Origin of the sequence: Anabaena sp. 54, assembly GCF_017355725.1 — a bacterium.
Lineage (GTDB): Bacteria > Cyanobacteriota > Cyanobacteriia > Cyanobacteriales > Nostocaceae > Dolichospermum > Dolichospermum heterosporum.
On record NZ_JAAVWA010000005.1, the window covers coordinates 111,678 to 130,787 of the forward strand.

Genomic DNA, 19,110 nt, shown 5'->3' on the forward strand with positions numbered 1-19,110 from the left:
TTTTCCTATCTTCCTTCTTTTTCCTGACTCCTGACTGGGCGCAGGGCCTGCGCCCCTACCTCCTATTTTCCAATACACAGATATTTATTTACCCATCTTTCATAATAACTATGACACTTCCAGATTCATTTTCTAACGCTGTTGAATCAGCTAAAAATTGGGTTTCTCAAGTTTTTTCGACCCAACAAGTATCCATGAGCGATTCTAGACCAAGGGACGTACAAATACTACCAATTGCTACCAACACAAAAGTAATGCGATCGCGTAGTAAGTCCCGGTTGCGGTTTGAAATTGAATATGCTCTAGAACGGGGAACTACTTCTAATAGCTATTTAATAGAAGCCGATAAGACTGCATTAACAGACGCTCCCGCCGAAGGATTTACAGAAATTTATCTGGAAGCATTACAGAAAACTATTAATGTGCAAAAGTTGGATTATGTAATTTTGGGACATTTTAACCCCAATCGTATTCCTACTTTAAAAGCAATTTTAGCGATCGCACCACAAATTACCTTTGTTTGTTCCCTTCCCGCTGCTAATAATTTACGTGCTGCTTTCACCGACCAAGATATCAAAGTTCTCGTCATGCGGGGGAAAGAAACCCTAGATTTAGGTAAAGGTCATGTCTTGAAATTCTTACCTACTCCTAGTCCCCGCTGGCCTGAAGCACTTTGTACTTACGACCAACAAACCCAAATTCTTTTTACAGATAAGCTATTTGGCGCTCACATCTGTGGTGAAGAAGTATTTGATGATCATTGGGAAACTTTCAAAGAAGACCAACGTTATTACTTTAATTGCCTCATGGCTCCTCATGCAACTCATGTGGAATCAGCTTTGGAGAAAATCTCCGATTTACAGGTGAGAATGTATGCTGTCGGTCATGGACCCTTGGTACGCACCAGTTTAATTGAACTAACCAAATCCTACGGTGAGTGGAGTCGCGCTCAAAAAGATCGAGAAATATCCGTAGCACTTCTCTACGCTTCCGCTTATGGCAACACTGCCACCTTAGCACAAGCAATGGCGTTAGGATTAACCAAAGGTGGCGTTGCAGTTAAATCTGTCAACTGTGAATTTGCGACCGCTGACGAAATCCGTACCAGCTTCGAACAAGCAGATGGTTTTATCATTGGTACTCCTACCATTGGTGGACACGCACCTACTCCCATTCATACCGCATTAGGAATTGTTCTCTCTAGCGGTGATAATACCAAACCGGCGGGGGTATTTGGTTCTTACGGTTGGAGTGGTGAAGCTTTAGACTTGGTAGAATGCAAACTCCGAGACGCTGGCTATCGTTTCGGTTTTGATACCTTGAAAGTCAAATTTAAACCAGATGAAGTCACTCTCAAATATTGCGAAGAAGTCGGTACAGACTTTGCTCAAAGTTTGCGAAAAGCTAAGAAAGTGCGTGTTCCTCAACAATCTGCAACCCCCACAGAACAAGCCGTCGGCCGGATTATTGGTTCTGTCTGTGTCATTGCCGCCAAGCAGGGAGAATTTTCGACAGGGATGATGGGTGCTTGGGTATCTCAGGCTACTTTTAATCCACCGGGAATTACTGTAGCGATCGCCAAAGAGCGAGCAGTCGAATCACTATTATATCCTGGTGGTAAATTTGTCTTGAATATCCTTCCTGAAGGTGTTCATCTGGAATACATGAAACATTTCCGCAAAAGTTTTAAACCTGGAGAAGACAGATTTGCTAACTTCCCCACAGCGGAAGCCGATAATGGTTGTACCATTTTAACAGAAGCCTGTGCATATCTAGAATGTTTGGTACAACAGCGCCTAGAATGCGGTGATCATTGGGTAATTTATGCAACTGTTGACAACGGTAAATTACTCAAGCCGGATGCCATGACTGCTATTAACCACCGGAAAACAGGTTCATACTATTGATGTTTTAAAAGTTTTCGGCGACTAGAAGTCGCTACTACACAAGCAAAGTCCACCTAATCAAAAATCCATTCTATTACATTCGACTGGAAACCGCTGTAAAATACAATGGAGGGCGCACGCCCTGCGCCCCTACGGGTTTTGCGATAAACAACTATAACGTATTCAACCCACGAAGGTGGGTTTTGTCTGTGTAGCCGCGACTTCTAGTCGCCAGGTGGATAATAAAATTAGACTGATATTTTTTAACTCTTACAAAAGTTAAATTTTTTAACTTCCGTAATTTCCACAAAGACAATTGTGAAATACTAGTTTAATCTCAAATTATGAAGGTATTAGTATTAGTAATCGAAATTTATTAACTAGATTGCCAGATACTTCTGAAGTGGTTGATTATATAGTATATTTTTCCCCCCATGAATCCCAAACATACAAAAATTAACTTTCCTCTGTGGCAATATTTAAACCAGCCATTATTTAGCTATCATATTCAAGTAATCTGGAATCCCCAACGTTTTGCTATGCTTTGGCGAATTCAACTTTTAGAACAATGCTGGAGAAAAAAATGTGCTTCTAAGGGTAAACAACAATCTTGATTTGTCAGTTGTTAGTAGAAACTACCAATTACCAATTACCAATTACCCATTACATAGATTGACTCAAAAATAAAAATCCTACTTGTAACAAACCAACAACAAAACCTAAAACACCACCCAAAGTGACAATTGCTTGTAATTCATTTCTGACAATTCCCTCAATTGCATCTTCTAACTCAGCAGGTGATGTACCTTTGACTCGTTCTACAATTACCTGATCTATAGATAAAATAGGAATTGCTTGAGATACAATAACTTCTAAATCTTTTTCCAGATACTTTTCTAAAATTAATGCTAAATCCCGTGCAACAACTTCTAAGGAGGTGTTAACAACGCTTGAACTACTTAAGCGATTTAGTAATACAATAGAAATCCTTTCCCAGTCAGCCGATTCTGTTAATTCTTTCAGTAAATTACTACCACTATTTTGTAGATATTGACGGACATTATCTCTAATAGTTTTCCGCAGTTGACGCACTGTACCAACTGGGAGATTTTGCAAAGATAAATTTTGTAATAATTCTTTAATGCGATCGCGCATTTTTAAATCTTTGATTAATTCTTGCAATCGCTTGTTAGTTGCTTCTTTCTCATCTAAGCAAAATGTCCGTAATCGAGTTAAAGTATTTTTCAACCCAAACAAATTTGCCACTACCCAATAAGTACCACTGGTTTTTTCTCGAAAGCTTTCATCAATAGTTTGAATTGTCCGATCTGTTAAAAAATCAATAATAACTTGTCGTAATCTATCTGAAGGTAAAACCACCTCTAGTAACCAATCAGCTAACCGGATAGATTGTTCATCACTGAGTTGAAATTCTAGTAATACTTTGTCAAATATTTGGTTAACTTGGGTTTCTAAAAATGTTTCTTTTCTCGCCAGAACCTTCAAGAGACGCGGTAAAGATTCACCTAATAAATCCCGTAAAATACCAGCTAAAATTTTAGTGCTACGAGGGTTTTTATCACCTTTAACTTGATCAACTACCAGACGTAATAACCAGAGAATTCCACCTTGTAATCGTTCAGGTTGTAGGAGTTTCCGCGCCAGATTTTGCATTTCTTCTGGAGTCAGTAGCGATTTCATAATCGCATTCGCAATATTCTGTCCTAACCGTTCCTGATTACTAGGAATTAAACCAGGAGTAAACGGTACTTTTCGTCCAAAAATATAAACGGCTTTATAGGGACGAAATAACATTTTTATGGCTATGTCGTTGGTATAATAGCCAATTAATCCACCCAGAATGGGGGGAGAGATATATAATAGAATTCTAGACAAATCCACAGGCTTTTGGATTAGGTAATGGGTAATGGGTAATGGGTAAGGGTGGAAGTTTTATTGAATTATTAATTTTGGCTCTACCGCTCCCTTTACGTAAAACAACATTTATTGTAGCGACTGTCTTGATTGTCAAGCGATCGTTAAGGAAAAATTTAAAGTCTAGGAAAAAAGTCAGAAAATAGAGGAGAAAAACAGAACAGAACAAAACAGGTAAATTATAGATTGCCATAAATTACCAAACTAGATTGGAGGTATAAAAACGACAGTAGAACTTTATGCAGAAATTGGTTGTGAGTCTTGAGAAATAGACCAAGGAAGATGATCTCGAATCATCGCATTTAAAATAACTAACATTTTATGAACGCAAGCAGTAATGGCCAATTTTTTGGGTTTACCACGTTCAACCAAGCGCTCATAAAAAGTTTTGATAACAGGATTATGACGCATGGCAACAACAGCACCCATATAAAGAATGGCACGAACATGGGCGCGACCACCATTAATCATGCGCTTACCTTTGTGCTGACCACTATCATGATTAATTGGTGCAACACCAACTAAGCGAGAGATTTGTTTGGCAGTTAATTGACCTAATTCTGGTAAGTCAGAAACTAAAGTGGTAGAAATTACTTGACCAATGCCAGGAGTAGTTTTGAGTAGATTGACTTTATCAATCCATTGTTGATTATTTTGGGTCAACGTCTCAATTTCTTGATTGAGTTGTTGAAGATGTTGCTCAAGATAATCAATATGGGATTCAATATCTGTCAAAGCTTTACCACGAGCGCGGTCACGGCGATTCTTTTCCGCTGTAGACATTTCTACTAATTGTCTTCGGCGACTAATTAATTCGCCTAATTGACGTGACATTTCACAATCAAAATGCTAACACCTCCGGTTTCATTGCTTCACCGAAATGCGCCAAAATCTGTGCATCAATGGCATCGGTTTTGGCTAACTTACCTGTAGCTTTAGCAAAGTCTCTTCCCTGACGAGGATTGATTAATGCTACTGGTAAAAGAGCCGCTTGCAATTGAATGATTAATTCTGTTTCTAGTCCTCCTGTTGCTTCCAGTACGATTAGGTTTAAATCGTTAGATTGAAGTTGCTTAACTAGATTAGCTATTTCTGTTTCAGTATTAGCAAATTGAAATGCTTTACCCATTGGACGGATATAAACATCAAGTGTTGCTTTACTTACGTCAATGCCTACCCATTGGGAGATATAATCCATTTTTAACTCTCCAATTTCAATTACTTCTTTTTAATTTGTTTTGTTTTTATTCATCCCCTTGATTTCACTCATCCTTGCACGATACGGGCTATATTATCTATGTCTTTGTTCATAGTTTTTACCCCAGGCGACTGTTCGAGTTCTGTCATGGAGATTGTTGTGGTGATCCTTGCTACAAAGCGGTCTTTTCTGACCCAGGTTGGGACGGTCTACCACTTCTTCTAACATACCTCTAAGATACAAGGTTGGGTTGACGCAAGGAAACCCAACAACTCTTACTATCTTACCGCCAATGTTGGGGTTCACTTCGTTTAACCCAACCTACAAAAATTAAATTAATATTCTTCTCCATAAGGGGAGCGGTAGAACCTTAATTTTTAATTTCTTACTACTAATACTCCCATCATACCGTTAGCAATGGGGTAATGTGTGGCATTCATAAAACCGGCTTCAATAGCTAACTCTATTTGCTCCTTCCCAGTGGGAAATCGGTCTAAACTAGGGCTAATATAAGCATATTCGTCTTTTAAGCCTAGATTAGTAGCTATGGGAACTACCAGATTATCCAAGTACCACTGTTGCACAGCGCGGTACTGTTGATTGTCGGGACGATGAAAGTCTAAAATTGCGGCTTTCGCACCTGGTTTGAGAACACGGTGTATTTCTTTGAGACTACCGGGAATATCTTTAACATTTCTTAATCCATACCCCATCGTGGCTGTGTCAAAATAATTATCATCAAAAGGTAAATTTAATACATCTGCTTCTATCCAATTAATAGGAGGTTGGGGATAGTAATTTTTGCAGCGTTCTTGAGCAGTATTTAGTAAGTTAGCAGAAAAATCTACTCCATAAACTTTGCCTATTTTCCCTACATGACGTGCTAACCGAAAAGTTAAATCCCCACTACCACAACACAGATCTAAGCCAGTATCACCTGGTTTAGCTGCGCTCCATTTGACTGTCATTTCTTTCCAAATGCGGTGTTGTCCCAAGCTTAACTGATCGTTAAGTTGGTCATAAACAGGAGCAATACGATTAAATATAGCGCGGACTTCGTTACTCATTTGTTGAGGGAATAGGGAACATTAAGTTTTTTGGCACTTTCAGGGGTTAGATTCAAAATTGGGTTTATCCATAAATATATCCGTGTTAGCTGCTATTTTGTTATATTTTCTATCTGTATGATGTTAAGAATAGCGCTGAAAACTCAAGTGAGATGCAAATTTCTTTGATACACTAATTCTACAACTATATATCTCACTTATTTTTTCTGACTATTTTCATGAGTAATAAGTCAAAATACACATAAGAGAAGAAGATAGTTTTCCAGATTTATATTTCTTCACGCTCATCACACAGTATTAACTTTTTAAGACGCATCCTTTAATTATGACCGAAATACAGCCCAATTTGCCAAATCCTGACCAAGAAACAGCCACAGAATTATTAGTTAAGCTGAGACAAAAACAGGGGACTTGGGTGGAATGGGGACAGGCGATCGCCTACCTGCAAAAAAATGGTTACAATCCCCAAGACATCTTTGAAGCCACTGGATTTGAACCAATTCAACAAAATCAGGTAATTGTTGGCTCTCAGGTTTATAATTCTATGGAAAAATGTGGCTCATCATCGGCAACATTGGCATATTATAGCACCAAGAGTAGTGATGTCTTATATGAATTGCGTGGATTAACCCAAGAAGACCGAGCCACGACTGCGGATTTGACATATCAATACAAACTTGATGCCGATGTAGTCAGGGATATAGCCAAAGCAGTGAAAGACTATTCTTGGTTTCCTACTTTACCCGAAGGTTTTAGTAAACATCCAGGAGATGCGATCGCCTATCAATCCTGGAAATATGCTAAACAAAAATCTGACTTATCCGAGCGATCGCGCTTAATTGCCAAGGGATTACGCTTTGCTCACTCCGAAACAGCCAGAAAACAACTAGAACAACTGTTAATGGATTTTAGCGTTACGGCTAAAGTAGCACCGCCTATTTTGCCATTTTATCGGCTAGAAATTGATGAAGACTTACCCCGGATTTTACCAGTAGTAGGTGAATTGCCACTAACTCCACAGGAATTAAAAGCCGTACCATTTATTACCGAAATTCAACCATTTCGCATTGTTAAATTTGCCGGAGAACAAGCTTGGGTATCTTTACCAGGTTGGAAAGTGCTACTAAATGCCGAAGATCCTGTAGTTGTCATTGGTAAAAGCGATATTTTCCCCAACCCCCATCAAAACAAAGTTGAACCAATTATGATCGTTATAGATCGCGCTCAAAGAGAATGGGATATTTCCAATTACTTTGTGTTTGAAAACGGCGATAGTATTGACTTTCAATGGTTTGAAACTGCACCAGCAATTCCCTTGTTAGGAAAAATGATTGTTTTGGTTCGTCCTAAGAAAGTATTGGATGAAGAATATACCAAAGATGCTTGGCAAATTGACGAGTAATGCAATAGGAGACTTCCAAGAAATAAATTATCCCAAGAAACGAACCACAGAGGCACAGAGTACACAGAGAGAGAATTTTTGCATCAGTTTTGGGACATTTTTTTATTTGGAAGTCTCTAGAAGTCACCGAGTCAGAAAGAAGAAATTAATTTAACAGTTTTGCGTAGATGTGTAAGGGTTTAGCAGTGCTAAACCCCTACCCGTACAACCAAGTAGTTAAGATATTTTTATTATATAAGCAGGTTTCATAGAAGACCAAGGGATTATTTTCTGTTGAAAGTTGATGAATTACGCATTGAAGATGTGATTCCTATATTAAGAATATGGCATGGGAAGGAGTTTCGTGATTTTGGGTAAAAACTGAAGCTAGATAGAGACTAAACGAGCTTTTTATGCGAAAATTAATCCAAGTATTTGGGGAGTTGCAAAAATGGCTTGGGTAGCAGGTGATCAGTTGCAAGGTGGAAAATACACTATTGAGAAAGAATTAAGAAGAGGACGCTTCGGGATTACTTATTTGGTTAAAAATAAAAATGGCGATCGCCAAATCATTAAAACCTTAGATGTTAGTTCACTAATATCTATGGACCCATTAGACCGCGACAGCCTAGAAACGAGATTTTGTCGAGAAGCGGTAATACTTACTTTTTGTAAACATCAATATATTGTCCAATTTGCCGAATTTTTTAAAGAAGCAGAACATTGGTGTTTGGTAATGGAGTATGTAGCCGGGGTAATTTTAGACGACCTTCCACTACCACTGCCTGAAAAAGACGCATTAGATTACATCCAGCAAATTGGGGAAGCTTTGACAGTTGTACATGAAAACAATTTGATTCATGGGGATGTACGACCAGAAAATATTATTTTACGTGTACGTGAGGGAATACCTGAAGCGGTATTAGTTGATTTTGATTTTGTTCATGGTGAGTCTGATTATAATTCAATGGCGGGTCCACCTAATGAAAAAACCAGGGGATTTAGATCTCCTGAACTTCACACTAGAAATAGTGACTTAACTGGAACAAGTGATATTTATTCTCTGGCTGCAACTCTCTATGTGCTTTTGACTGGAAAAAAACCTGTAGATGTTAAAGAACGCATAATAGATAATGTTCATTTAGTACAGCCACAACAGATAAATCCAAAAATTACCGATCATGTCAATAAAGCAATATTAATGGGTATGGAAATCAAGCCCGAAAAGCGTCCTAAATCAGTGATAGAGTGGCTGAAGCAAATTGAAAAACCAAGCAAATTCGATTTTAAGTTTTTTTGGAATTGGCATATTTGGAACTGGGATAAGAACCTCCCATTGTGGACATTGGTTATAAGTGCAATTGCTGCTTTTGGAACATTACTCTCAGGTATGGCTGGTTGGATTCCTATTTTTAAAGTACAGCCTGATAATCCACCGTTACACGCTCCCAATCCCATGCCTACTAAAAAACCTTACAATTAGTTAGTCTTCAGCAATTCTCATTTTGGAAATCTTGCACGACCTATTAAAAATATTTCTTAATAGCTTTCTCTAAAAAGTTTATTCTTTTGTTCAAGTTTTGTCAACTGAGATGGGTTTCAGTCAAAAATGAGAATTGCTGGTTAATTTTTTCTAAAGTAGTGGTATGAAAATAAATATTTAAAATCAGAGGTATTCATGACCTGGGGAATAGGACAGGAATTGCAGGGTGGTAAATATGTCATTGAGCAGATTCTCGGACAAGGGGGATTTGGAATTACTTACAAGGCATTGCAGGTGAACCTCAATCAGCCAGTTGTCATCAAAACACCTAATGAATATCTGAACCATGATCCAGAGTATGACAAGTATATAGAAAGATTTATTGCAGAAGGGCAGACACTAGAACGTTTATCTCAAAATGCTAACCCTCATATTGTTGCGGTAATTGAACTATTTCAGGAAGGTAACACCTATTGTTTAGTCATGGAATTTGTACCGGGGGAAAATTTGTTTCAGGCTGTTAAGCGTAGGGGAGCGTTACCAGAAGCAGAGATTGTAACTTGTATTCGCCAAATAGGGGAAGCTCTAATAGTAGTGCATCAAGCAGGATTAGTACACCGAGATGCCCACCCTGGAAACATTATGCTGCGGACTAATGGTAAAGCAGTTTTAATTGATTTTGGCATTGCTAAACAAATAATTCCTGCAACTCAAAGTTCTACAGATAAATCAGCCCATGAGAGATTTGCCCCTTATGAACAAAGATATAAAGGAAGTAGAGATCCAAGGGTAGATATTTACTGTCTGGCTGCTAGTCTTTATTATGGGGTAACTGGTCAACATCCCACAAATTCTTTAGCTCGTAAACTTGATAATGAGCCACTAATTCCACCGCAGGAGATTATTTTTAGTATCAGTAACGGATTAAATAGGGCAATTCTCAAGGGTATGGCGTTGGAGGCAAAAGATCGCCCTCAGTCAATGCAGGTATGGTTGGAAATGTTAAGATATGATCCCAGTTTCTCCGCATATTCAGTTAAGGCATCTCATAGAAAAGAAGTTATTCATCCTATATCCAAACTAGATATAAAAACTACTCACAATAGAAATAACCGTATTAGAATTATCTCATGGAATTGGTTGATTAATTCATTGGTGCTTTATGTATTGATGGGCTATTTTTCGAGCAAATCTTACGCTCTATTTTGGGTTGTTGCTGTTGCTGGTGCTGGGACTGGTGCTGTGGCTGGGCATGAATTAGAAAAATCTTTTAGCAAGTTTCATTCCTTCCTAATTTTGACTGCTACTTCCAGTTTAGGCTTAGGTTTAGGATCGATATTATACAGGCTTTTTAATTAGTTCTGATAATTTGTATGATCTATATAATAAGTAAATAGGACCCGTATTCTTTAGTAGAGTTAGATAAATGACCCTAGCTTCGTTAAATAGCCCAAAAACCATCTGCGTTTATCTGCGTTTATCTGCGTTTGAATTACTCCATAAGTTATAATCTATTTAAATAAAGTCAATTAAATCAAGAGAACCTAGATTATGGTGACATTAGAACAGGCAATTTTAACTGTTAATCAACTTCCTCTTGAACAAAGATAAATATTATTAGAAATTATTAAAAACCAAATGATTGAATCTCGTCGTGAAGAAATTGCTGAAGATGCAAAAAAAGCGATTTCAGCCTTTCACAGAGGAGAATTAAAACCTCAATCTATGGAGAGTATTATTGTTGAATTACAGGCAAGTTTAACATAAGATTAATGAGAGAATTAGTTTTAACGCCTAATATCAAATTTAGTCATCTTTAGATGACTTTTGCTATTAGACTGGGAATTCATTCTCAGTCGGGCTATTTCTTTTTACTTCCATTAAATCCAAAACCGTCACCATTACATTTAATTTAATATTACGCTTCCGGTTCAATCCCCAAAGCCCGTAATTGTGCAGTCAAACGATTTGCTCTTTGTGTTTCCTGTTCGGCTCTTTCATTACCAGTCAATAACAAATTGCCTTGCAAATCCCACCACCGCAGCCAAGGTAATTCTGCATTCTGATATTCACCTTGCCATAAACCCAACTCCACACCCATAGCTGTAATTGAATAATGTCCTCGTTCATTTGCTGCTAATAACTGATATTTTCCACCAATTAATTCATAAACTTCTATACTGGCTTTATTAACTTCATAAATGCCATAAAAAGCCGGTTTAATCACCTGTTCATAAATCCAAAATTTACCTTTCCAATGAGTTTTATCTCGCTCTTCTGCACCATTCCCCGAAACAAATTCTAACACAATTAATGGCGAAATATATTCTTGCCAAAGGACATAGGAACGTCGGGTTTTACCATTTAAGGTAGGTGGTACATTGGGAACATAGAACCAGTCTGGTGCTTCTGCACCTTTCTCAGGTGGTTCAGTAATACGCCAATAAATACCTAAATCCTGTGCAATAAAATATTGACTATCAGGATAAAGTTTTTGCAACACAGGCTGAATAGAGTCTGTCAGGAGAATACTTTGGGGATGTTCTTGCCAATTTTTCACAAACGTGCCGTCCGACTCTGGTAGTTGGGTATGATCTGGAAGAGAGGTTTCTGGATAAGGGCGTAAGTCTTGATCTTCCTGGATATCAGTTGTAAAAGTCATTATGTCCTCCTGCTGGTGTGAGGTTTATTCTAGTTTAGCAAAATTAGAGGGTAAAGCGATCGCCCAGCGCTCCGCAGGCATCGTACGATGTAATAAACCTACCCCTGTAGATATTCCTCTCATTGAGGATATTAACTTAAATCAAATTACACAGCTTGTATAAAAACTAATGACTAATGACCAATCACCACTGACTAAATTAAAAGAGAATATCGCTGTCATTCGCGCCCAACTGCGCCCAGGACAAACGCAAATGGCGGATTGGAGATGGGGACCATTGGCTGTGTCTGCTGTGCCTGGAGCGGGAAAATCAACGGGAATGGCGGCAGCCGCAGCGATCGCTATTGCTCGTCAATATGAGGATTATTTAAATACTGGCAATCAGAATTATAAACAGTTAATTGTTGTTACTTTTACCCGTTCTGCTACTGCTAATATTAAACTTAAAATTCGGGAAAACTTAAAGAAATTATCTTTACCACAAACAGGATTTGCCGTTTATACTTTGCATGGTTTAGCGTTAATTATCGCTAGTCGTCATCCAAATTTGTCGGGGTTACAGTTAGAAAATGCGACTTTAATTACACCCAATCAAAGTCATAAATTCATTCGCACAGCAGTAGAACAATGGATTGCTAATTATCCAGAAATTTATCTACGTTTACTTGCAGGACAGCAATTTGATGGAGAAGAAACCGAAAAACTCCGTCGTCAATCGGTGCTGCGAACGGAAATTTTACCAGATTTAGCTTATACGGTGATTCATGAAGCCAAAAGTTCGGGAATATCACCAGCAGATTTATTAAAGTGGAGTGAACAAACTCATAATAAATATGACATTTTAAGAATAGCCGCTGGATTATATGAACAATATCAAAAAATCATGCAGTTACAAGACTTTATTGATTACGATGATATGATATTAGGGGCTTTAAAAGTTTTGCGAAATCCTAGCACCTGCCGCATTGAACAAAATAAAGTTTTTGCTGTTTTTGAAGACGAAGCTCAAGATTCTAGTCCTTTACAAACAGATTTATTAGAAATACTCGCTAGTCAAGAATATGCAGATAAATTAGATAAATCAGCTTTGAATTTAATCAGAGTTGGTGATCCTAATCAAGCCATTAATTCTACATTTACACCTGCTGACCCGATTTATTTTCGGGAATTTTGCGAAGATTGTCAAATTCAAGATAGACTAGCGGAAATGGATCAAGCTGGGCGCAGTACGCAAATAATTATTGATGCAGCTAACTTTGCTTTAGAATGGGTCAATAATCAAGATTTTGCCAAAATTCAACATAGACAAGCACCATTTAGAAATCAGAAAATTCAACCAGTTAATCAAGAAAATGGCAATCCTCAACCTGTAGGAAAAGGGTTAGAACTTCATACCCCTAGAGATATTCATCATACAGTTGAATTACTTTCCCAAAGAGTAATTGAGTTATTTAGCGAAAATCCCCAAGCTTGTGCAGCGATATTAGTCAGAGAAAATCGTCAAGGACGATGGTTAGCTGCGGCTTTAGAACCAATATGTAAAGAACATAAAATTAAACTTTATGATGTGGGAGAAAAGGAACGCCGTTCTCATGTTCCTCAAGAAATTCTATCATTATTACAGTTTTGCGATCGCCCCCATTCCCCCGATTATCTCAAAGCTACCTTAGAAGTCCTTGTAGAAAGGCAATTAATTCCTACCCAAGATATTAACACTCTAGCTAGTTTACCTGAAGAATTTCTCTATCCAGGTCTTTTAGCCACACCCCAAACAGAAATAGTCCAAAAAGCGGCTCATCTTTGTCGGAGTCTACTCAGGGCTTATTTAGAACTACCATTTTATCAAATAATTTCTTTTTTCGCCTTAACCTTAAAATATGATCAAGCCGAATTGGCCACTGCGGATAAACTTGCAGAACGGGTAAATCAGCAAATTTTTGGTAATAGTTCTATGGGGGCAATGATCTCAACTTTAAGTGAAATTGTCAGTTCCGAAAGATTTGAATCTGTAGAACCAGAAAATGTAGAAGCACAATATACCAAAGCCGGACAATTAACAATTATCACCATGCACAAAGCCAAAGGGCTAGACTGGGATTATGTATTTTTGCCTTTTCTCCATGAAAATTTAATTCCTGGACGCTTTTGGATTCCCCCCCAAGGACAATTTTTAGGTGATTTTACTCTATCAGAAGTTGCCCGCGCCCAAATTCGTGCCGGACTTCACAAAAAACCCATACCGGATATTAACCAAGCCTGGGAAGAATCAAAATACCTGAAAATTGCTGAAGAATATCGTTTACTTTATGTTGCCATGACTAGAGCCAAAAGACTATTATGGATGTCTGCGGCTCAAAAAGCACCTTTTACTTGGAATAAACCGGAGAATTTACAAACATCAGCCCCTTGTCCAGTTTTTACAGCTTTAAAACGGCAATTTTCTCGGTGAAATAATGTATTTCTCCTTTTCTCGTTCCCATACTTTCTCGTTTCTCGTTCCCATACTCTGTATGGGAATGAATTCAGAAGGCTCTGCCTTCCATAATAATAGAGGCAGAGCCTCTGTGACAGCATTCCCAGTCAGAGACTGGGAACGAGGTATGCGACTTATGCTTTCTATTTTCTCGTTCCCATACTCTGTATGGGAATGAATTCAGAAGGCTCTGCCTTCTATAATAATAGAGGCAGAGCCTCTGTGACAGCATTCCCAGTCAGAGACTGGGAACGAGGTATGCGACTTATGCTTTCTATTTTCTCGTTCCCATACTCTGTATGGGAATGAATTCAGAAGGCTCTGCCTTCCATAATAATAGAGGCAGAGCCTCTGTGACAGCATTCCCAGTCAGAGACTGGGAACGAGGTATGCGACTTATGCTTTCTATTTTCTCGTTCCCATACTCTGTATGGGAATGAATTCAGAAGGCTCTGCCTTCTATAATAATAGAGGCAGAGCCTCTGTGACGGCATTCCCAGTCAGAGACTGGGAACGAGGTATGATGTATGACTCCTGACTTATGCTTTCTATTGGTCTTCTAACTGACTGCTGAATTCTCTTGGTGAACGTCGTTTTAACTCGACTGACTCAGTGCGGGGTAATAAATCAAATATTTCTCTCAATTTGTCGTCTATTTCCTCAAAAGGTACTTGACCTTTTTTGTTCAAGATTACCTTACCTGACTGGTCAAAAACTACAACTTGAGGAACACTTCCTCCATAGTAATATCCCGCTTCTGTGGGTTGATAGGTATTCTTAGTTAAAAGAGTATCAACGCTGACAGGAATGATTTCTGTGGCGCGACCATAGAATGCTTGCATCTCGGAAACAACCGGCGCATATTTTTTGCAATCGCTACTATCATCAATGTAGAATGTCAGTATGGCTGGTTTATGTTCTGCTAATGCCTGTGCTAGAGTTTCTTTGGAGGGAACGAGAGAACCATTACCAGCATAAATTACAAAAATATTGCCATCATATCGGTCATCTTTAATACCTGCTAATGCTGGCTGCATACTAATTATGAATAGGCAAACAAGCAGCAATAAGCATTTCGACACTAACCGTTTCCAATTAGTAATTATTTGAGTTTGTGAAAAAAGCCACTTTATGCTATTCATTAACAGAAACCTTGTCTTTGCTACTATTTTTTGTGAGTTTGTGCTGAACTGATGGTGACATACTCCACACACTTCTCCTGTGCCTTGCGGCACGCTTGCGCGAACAGCCCAACCTAGTGGTCTGTCAATTTTGTTTTTGTGTTTAATCAGTTCCTAAATCAAAGATTCCCAAAATTGGATACAGACAATTTTAAGCTTGACAGACCACTAGTAGTCTGTCAACCCGAAAATGACGGGTGAAGGCAAGCAGGGGGAGAAGAGAGGCAGGGGGGGCAGGGGAGGCAAGAACAGAAGTTTTTTCCGATCATTACCCGTCAAAATAAATTTGACGAACTACTAGAAATCAAGACTTTTTTCGATTTGGACAAGGTATTGTTAGACTATACTCCTTTTGATGCTATCTTTTCTAATTAGTTAAACTTATACCAAGTTAAGAGGATGTTTGAAAAGTTTTTAATGTATAAATAAACCCCTCTCCAAATCTCTCCCCGATGCGGGGAGAGGCTTTGAAACCACCATTCCCAGCCTTCGGCACGCTGCGCTAACGTAGGGAAGGGGGGTTAGGTTTCTGGAGATTATCGGTTTCATCTAATACTTTTAAAACACCCTCTAAGATGAAATTCCCTAGAATAAAATTTCCAGAATAATTGACCGCAGATAAACGCAGATAAAGACGGATGGATTTATGGATTTCATGATTCTGTGCAACTTCACATAAAATTGGGATTAAGGGTTAAAATTCTTTTGGCAATTATAGGTTATTTATAAATCATGACTGTGGGTAAGAAAATAAAGGTTATAGATAGACTCCGCTTGGGTTTTGCGGTATCAATGGCTAAAAGTGTGACGTTTTTGGTGCGGTCATTGCGTCTTGGTGCTGCTAGTGTTTTACCCGGTTCGATTGCGCGACGGATAGAACCTCGGATTTTGGAGTTATTGAGTCAGCAGGTTAAAAATGGGGTAATTCTCATTGCGGGGACGAATGGTAAAACTACTACGGCATTACTGTTATGTACTATTTTAGAACGGAATGGTTTCTGTGTTGCCCATAATTCTACTGGTGCAAATTTAGAAAATGGGTTAGCGACGGCTTTAATAGACAATGCTAGTTTGCTGGGAAATCTGAATGTAGATTATGCAATTTTGGAGGTTGATGAAAATATAGTTCCCAAGGTTTTAAAACCATTACAACCGCGAATTATTCTCTGTTTGAATCTGTTCCGTGACCAGTTGGATAGATATGGGGAAGTGGATAGTATTAGTAAGCGGTGGACTCAGGTGATTGCTACTTTACCAACAACAACGGTAGTTATTCCCAATGCTGATGATCCGACTTTATCCTATTTGGGTCAACAGTTACCCCAAAAGGTTTTATTCTTTGGTTTAAATGAGCCTGAGAATTATTTAGAAGCTATTCCTCATGCTGTTGATTCTATTTATTGTCCTAGATGTGGTCATGCTTTAGATTATCAAGGGGTTTATTTGTCCCATTTGGGAGATTTTACTTGTCCTAGTTGTGGTTTTACTAAAAGTAAACCTGCTTTATTAAGTCAGGAATGGTCACAAATTCTCGTGGGTTTATATAACAAATATAATACTTTGGCAGCAGCTACAGCAGCGCAAGCATTAGGAGTTGATGAGGTTAATATTAGGGATGGAATTAATAATTTTCAAGCTGCTTTTGGTCGTGCAGAAGATTTAGTAATTGACGGTAAACGGGTGCGGATTCTATTATCAAAAAACCCTGTAGGAACAAATGAAACTATTCGTGTCGTCACTCAAAGTACCGATAAAACTACTTTATTGGTGTTGAATGACAGAACCCCAGATGGTACTGATGTATCATGGATTTGGGATGTGGATACAGAAAAGTTGGTAACAAGGGGTGGAACGTTGATTGTGAGTGGCGATCGCGTGTATGATATGGCTTTACGTCTACGTTATAGTCAGGAATCTCTGGACAGTGACATCAATCTGATTGTAGAGCCAAATTTGCAGCAAGCGATCGCTACTGCTCTAGAGCATACACCAGCAAATGAAACTTTACACATTCTCCCCACCTATTCAGCCATGCTGGAAGTGCGAGAAGTATTGACTGGTAGGAAAATCCTCTGATAATTGACTAATGACATTTATGGTTTATGTGTGAATTATGAAAATAGTCAAACTGATTTTACTGGCTTTTCCTATGTTTTTCGCATCTCTGCTATTGGTAGTTAACCCAGCACACGCTGCCAATTTCAAACCTACACCTGCTGTGCAAATGATTGTGGTGACATCTACTCAAGCCAATCTTGATATAGTTACACCGCAAATAAATAGCATCACACACTCTGTAATCGAACAAACTGGTTGTAGTTGCACTAGTTGTGTTCAAGCTAATTTACAGAAATTACAAGGTAAGTTACCTATGGCTGGAATTTAATAAATTAGAACAATAAATGTTTTACAAGACACAGCAAGTCTGTGTCTTTATTACTTTATATAATTATTTCTGGACTTTTTAATATATTCATCAATTACAATCAATTATGTTAGAAAAAAAACTATCTTCACATTTATTGAAAACTATCATTCTAGGTGTAATGGTAGGTTTATTTGGATGTGGAAATAAAACTATTAGTACAACATATAATACCACCAATAATAATATTAATAATAATTTGCCCTTTGTCGTAGCAACTAATAGCGTAATTTGCGATTTAACAAAACAAGTTGCTGGAGATACAATTAATCTGATTTGTTTAATTCCTCCTGGGATAAATCCTATAAATTATAAACCCGTACCAGAAGATAATCAAGCCATTAAAAATGCTGGTTTAGTATTATATCATGGTTATAACTTTGAACCAGGGTTAATTAAAATTATTGAAGAGATCAAAAAGCCTAAATCAAAAATTGCCGTTGCTAAAACTATAGGTGTAAATTTCATCAAAATTGGAAAAACCGGTAAACAAATTGTTGAACCTCATGTTTGGCATAATCCAAATAATACTATCAAAATGGTAGAGATAATTAATAGTAGTTTAATTAAACTAGTACCAAAAAATAAGAAAATCTATAATAAAAATACAAAAATAATCACCCAAGAAATCAATCAAATCAATAATTGGATTAAAGTAAGACTAGCTAGTATTCCCGATAAAAATCGAAAATTAATTACAACAAATTCAGCAATGATTTATTATGTCAAAGCTTATGATATTCCCTATTCAGTCAATTTAGGTAATGTTAAAAATATGGGAAAATTGACAGATACAGAAGTCAGAAATTTGGCTAAGGATATTCAAAAAGCTAAAGTACCAACAATTTTTGCAGATACAAATACCAATTCCAATTTACTCGCACCTGTAGCGACAGCAGCGAAAGTCAGAGTTTCTCAAAAACCACTTTATATTGACGGACTAGGTGAACTAGGAAGTAACGGAGAAACCTATCAAAAAATGATGACAACTAATACAAGAATCATTGTAGAAGGATTGGGAGGAACATATTTAAAGTTTCAGGTGAGACAATAATTACTGATACTTGAAAATTGGGTTCTTCGGTTCTTTTTATGGAAAACCTGGTTCAAAACCATTGAAAGCCTTATTGTGTAGGCATTTCATTGAAAATATGGTCATAATTGTTTATAACCCTTGCCCCGTAAGGGTTTTGTTATAATCAATCCTCAATTACCATAAAAACAACGCAAGAGCCGAAAATTGTTATCTACTCATCACCAAAACCTGATAAAATACCCAAATAACATCTTTAAAATAAGTCGGCTTCAACCGACTTTAGCTGTTAGACAGGGAATTTATTCCTTGGCTAAATTTTATATTGTAAAAGTCGTAAAAGTCAGATCCCCGACTTCTTAAAGAAGTCGGGGATCTTGTTGTTC

The 19,110-nt window shown here is 37.8% G+C and carries 15 protein-coding genes and 1 pseudogene; 10 read left to right on the forward strand and 6 right to left on the reverse strand.

The window, feature by feature from the left end; translation table 11 throughout:
- The first annotated feature begins 194 nt into the window (after positions 1–194).
- Both HEQ36_RS08220 and HEQ36_RS08225 read left to right on the forward strand, forming a co-directional pair.
- Positions 195–1,907, forward strand: a complete 1,713-nt coding sequence (locus HEQ36_RS08220; RefSeq protein ID WP_039202843.1) for a diflavin flavoprotein — start codon at positions 195–197, stop codon at positions 1,905–1,907.
- A gap of 413 nt (positions 1,908–2,320) precedes the next feature.
- Positions 2,321–2,500: a hypothetical protein gene (locus HEQ36_RS08225; RefSeq protein ID WP_199924348.1), complete on the forward strand. Its 180-nt coding sequence runs from the start codon at positions 2,321–2,323 to the stop codon at positions 2,498–2,500.
- Positions 2,501–2,549: 49 nt separating this feature from the next.
- On the opposite strand, the gene HEQ36_RS08230 is transcribed toward HEQ36_RS08225, so the two are convergent.
- The 4 genes and pseudogenes from HEQ36_RS08230 to ubiE all read right to left on the reverse strand — a co-directional run bounded on the left by HEQ36_RS08230 (position 2,550) and on the right by ubiE (position 6,086).
- Complete coding sequence (locus tag HEQ36_RS08230) at positions 2,550–3,788, reverse strand: DUF445 family protein (RefSeq protein ID WP_053541068.1); 1,239 nt, start codon at positions 3,786–3,788, stop codon at positions 2,550–2,552.
- Positions 3,775–4,014 carry a hypothetical protein gene (locus tag HEQ36_RS08235; RefSeq protein ID WP_205748512.1) on the reverse strand — a complete coding sequence of 80 codons (240 nt, stop codon included), beginning with the start codon at positions 4,012–4,014 and terminating at the stop codon, positions 3,775–3,777. The genes HEQ36_RS08230 and HEQ36_RS08235 overlap by 14 nt, the downstream gene beginning before the upstream one ends.
- 44 nt (positions 4,015–4,058) lie before the next feature.
- Positions 4,059–5,019 (reverse strand): annotated as a pseudogene (locus HEQ36_RS08240) (IS110 family transposase).
- 377 nt (positions 5,020–5,396) lie between these two features.
- Positions 5,397–6,086, reverse strand: a complete 690-nt coding sequence (ubiE, locus tag HEQ36_RS08245) for a bifunctional demethylmenaquinone methyltransferase/2-methoxy-6-polyprenyl-1,4-benzoquinol methylase UbiE (RefSeq protein WP_168635985.1) — start codon at positions 6,084–6,086, stop codon at positions 5,397–5,399.
- Positions 6,087–6,411: 325 nt separating this feature from the next.
- Between ubiE and HEQ36_RS08250 the strand changes: the two genes are divergently transcribed.
- From HEQ36_RS08250 to HEQ36_RS08265, 4 genes are all read left to right on the forward strand, one after another.
- Positions 6,412–7,488: a RuBisCO accumulation factor 1 gene (locus HEQ36_RS08250; protein WP_168635984.1), complete on the forward strand. Its 1,077-nt coding sequence runs from the start codon at positions 6,412–6,414 to the stop codon at positions 7,486–7,488.
- A gap of 430 nt (positions 7,489–7,918) precedes the next feature.
- Positions 7,919–8,950: a serine/threonine-protein kinase gene (locus tag HEQ36_RS08255; protein ID WP_168635983.1), complete on the forward strand. Its 1,032-nt coding sequence runs from the start codon at positions 7,919–7,921 to the stop codon at positions 8,948–8,950.
- A 195-nt stretch (positions 8,951–9,145) separates the two neighbouring features.
- Positions 9,146–10,309, forward strand: coding sequence for a serine/threonine-protein kinase (locus tag HEQ36_RS08260; protein WP_168635982.1), 1,164 nt, complete (start codon positions 9,146–9,148; stop codon positions 10,307–10,309).
- 279 nt (positions 10,310–10,588) lie between these two features.
- Positions 10,589–10,717: a hypothetical protein gene (locus HEQ36_RS08265; protein ID WP_267902183.1), complete on the forward strand. Its 129-nt coding sequence runs from the start codon at positions 10,589–10,591 to the stop codon at positions 10,715–10,717.
- 151 nt (positions 10,718–10,868) lie between these two features.
- Here the strand turns inward: HEQ36_RS08265 and HEQ36_RS08270 are convergent, their stop codons facing one another.
- On the reverse strand, positions 10,869–11,612 hold the full coding sequence (locus HEQ36_RS08270) for a Uma2 family endonuclease (protein WP_168635981.1): 744 nt from the start codon (positions 11,610–11,612) through the stop codon (positions 10,869–10,871).
- Between the two features lie 169 nt (positions 11,613–11,781).
- Between HEQ36_RS08270 and HEQ36_RS08275 the strand changes: the two genes are divergently transcribed.
- Positions 11,782–14,061, forward strand: a complete 2,280-nt coding sequence (locus HEQ36_RS08275; protein WP_168635980.1) for an ATP-dependent helicase — start codon at positions 11,782–11,784, stop codon at positions 14,059–14,061.
- A gap of 572 nt (positions 14,062–14,633) precedes the next feature.
- Here HEQ36_RS08275 and HEQ36_RS08280 read toward each other — a convergent pair.
- Positions 14,634–15,227, reverse strand: a complete 594-nt coding sequence (locus HEQ36_RS08280; RefSeq protein ID WP_168635979.1) for a thylakoid membrane photosystem I accumulation factor — start codon at positions 15,225–15,227, stop codon at positions 14,634–14,636.
- A gap of 771 nt (positions 15,228–15,998) precedes the next feature.
- Here HEQ36_RS08280 and HEQ36_RS08285 point away from each other — a divergent pair.
- From HEQ36_RS08285 to HEQ36_RS08295, 3 genes are all read left to right on the forward strand, one after another.
- A complete protein-coding gene (locus tag HEQ36_RS08285; protein ID WP_053541061.1) occupies positions 15,999–17,342 on the forward strand; it encodes a Mur ligase family protein in 1,344 nt (447 codons plus the stop codon).
- Positions 17,343–17,379: 37 nt separating this feature from the next.
- Positions 17,380–17,652, forward strand: coding sequence for a hypothetical protein (locus HEQ36_RS08290; protein WP_168635978.1), 273 nt, complete (start codon positions 17,380–17,382; stop codon positions 17,650–17,652).
- Positions 17,653–17,758: 106 nt separating this feature from the next.
- Positions 17,759–18,745, forward strand: a complete 987-nt coding sequence (locus HEQ36_RS08295) for a zinc ABC transporter substrate-binding protein (RefSeq protein ID WP_205748511.1) — start codon at positions 17,759–17,761, stop codon at positions 18,743–18,745.
- The last annotated feature ends 365 nt before the right edge of the window (positions 18,746–19,110 follow it).

Coding starts and splice junctions, on each gene's coding strand:
- HEQ36_RS08220 (WP_039202843.1), top strand. CDS start 195: ATGAGCGATTCTAGACCAAGGGACGTACAAATACTACCAATTGCTACC.
- HEQ36_RS08225 (WP_199924348.1), top strand. CDS start 2,321: ATGAATCCCAAACATACAAAAATTAACTTTCCTCTGTGGCAATATTTA.
- HEQ36_RS08235 (WP_205748512.1), bottom strand. CDS start 4,014: ATGGCAATCTATAATTTACCTGTTTTGTTCTGTTCTGTTTTTCTCCTC.
- ubiE (WP_168635985.1), bottom strand. CDS start 6,086: ATGAGTAACGAAGTCCGCGCTATATTTAATCGTATTGCTCCTGTTTAT.
- HEQ36_RS08250 (WP_168635984.1), top strand. CDS start 6,412: ATGACCGAAATACAGCCCAATTTGCCAAATCCTGACCAAGAAACAGCC.
- HEQ36_RS08255 (WP_168635983.1), top strand. CDS start 7,919: ATGGCTTGGGTAGCAGGTGATCAGTTGCAAGGTGGAAAATACACTATT.
- HEQ36_RS08260 (WP_168635982.1), top strand. CDS start 9,146: ATGACCTGGGGAATAGGACAGGAATTGCAGGGTGGTAAATATGTCATT.
- HEQ36_RS08265 (WP_267902183.1), top strand. CDS start 10,589: ATGATTGAATCTCGTCGTGAAGAAATTGCTGAAGATGCAAAAAAAGCG.
- HEQ36_RS08270 (WP_168635981.1), bottom strand. CDS start 11,612: ATGACTTTTACAACTGATATCCAGGAAGATCAAGACTTACGCCCTTAT.
- HEQ36_RS08275 (WP_168635980.1), top strand. CDS start 11,782: ATGACTAATGACCAATCACCACTGACTAAATTAAAAGAGAATATCGCT.
- HEQ36_RS08280 (WP_168635979.1), bottom strand. CDS start 15,227: ATGAATAGCATAAAGTGGCTTTTTTCACAAACTCAAATAATTACTAAT.
- HEQ36_RS08285 (WP_053541061.1), top strand. CDS start 15,999: ATGACTGTGGGTAAGAAAATAAAGGTTATAGATAGACTCCGCTTGGGT.
- HEQ36_RS08290 (WP_168635978.1), top strand. CDS start 17,380: ATGAAAATAGTCAAACTGATTTTACTGGCTTTTCCTATGTTTTTCGCA.
- HEQ36_RS08295 (WP_205748511.1), top strand. CDS start 17,759: ATGTTAGAAAAAAAACTATCTTCACATTTATTGAAAACTATCATTCTA.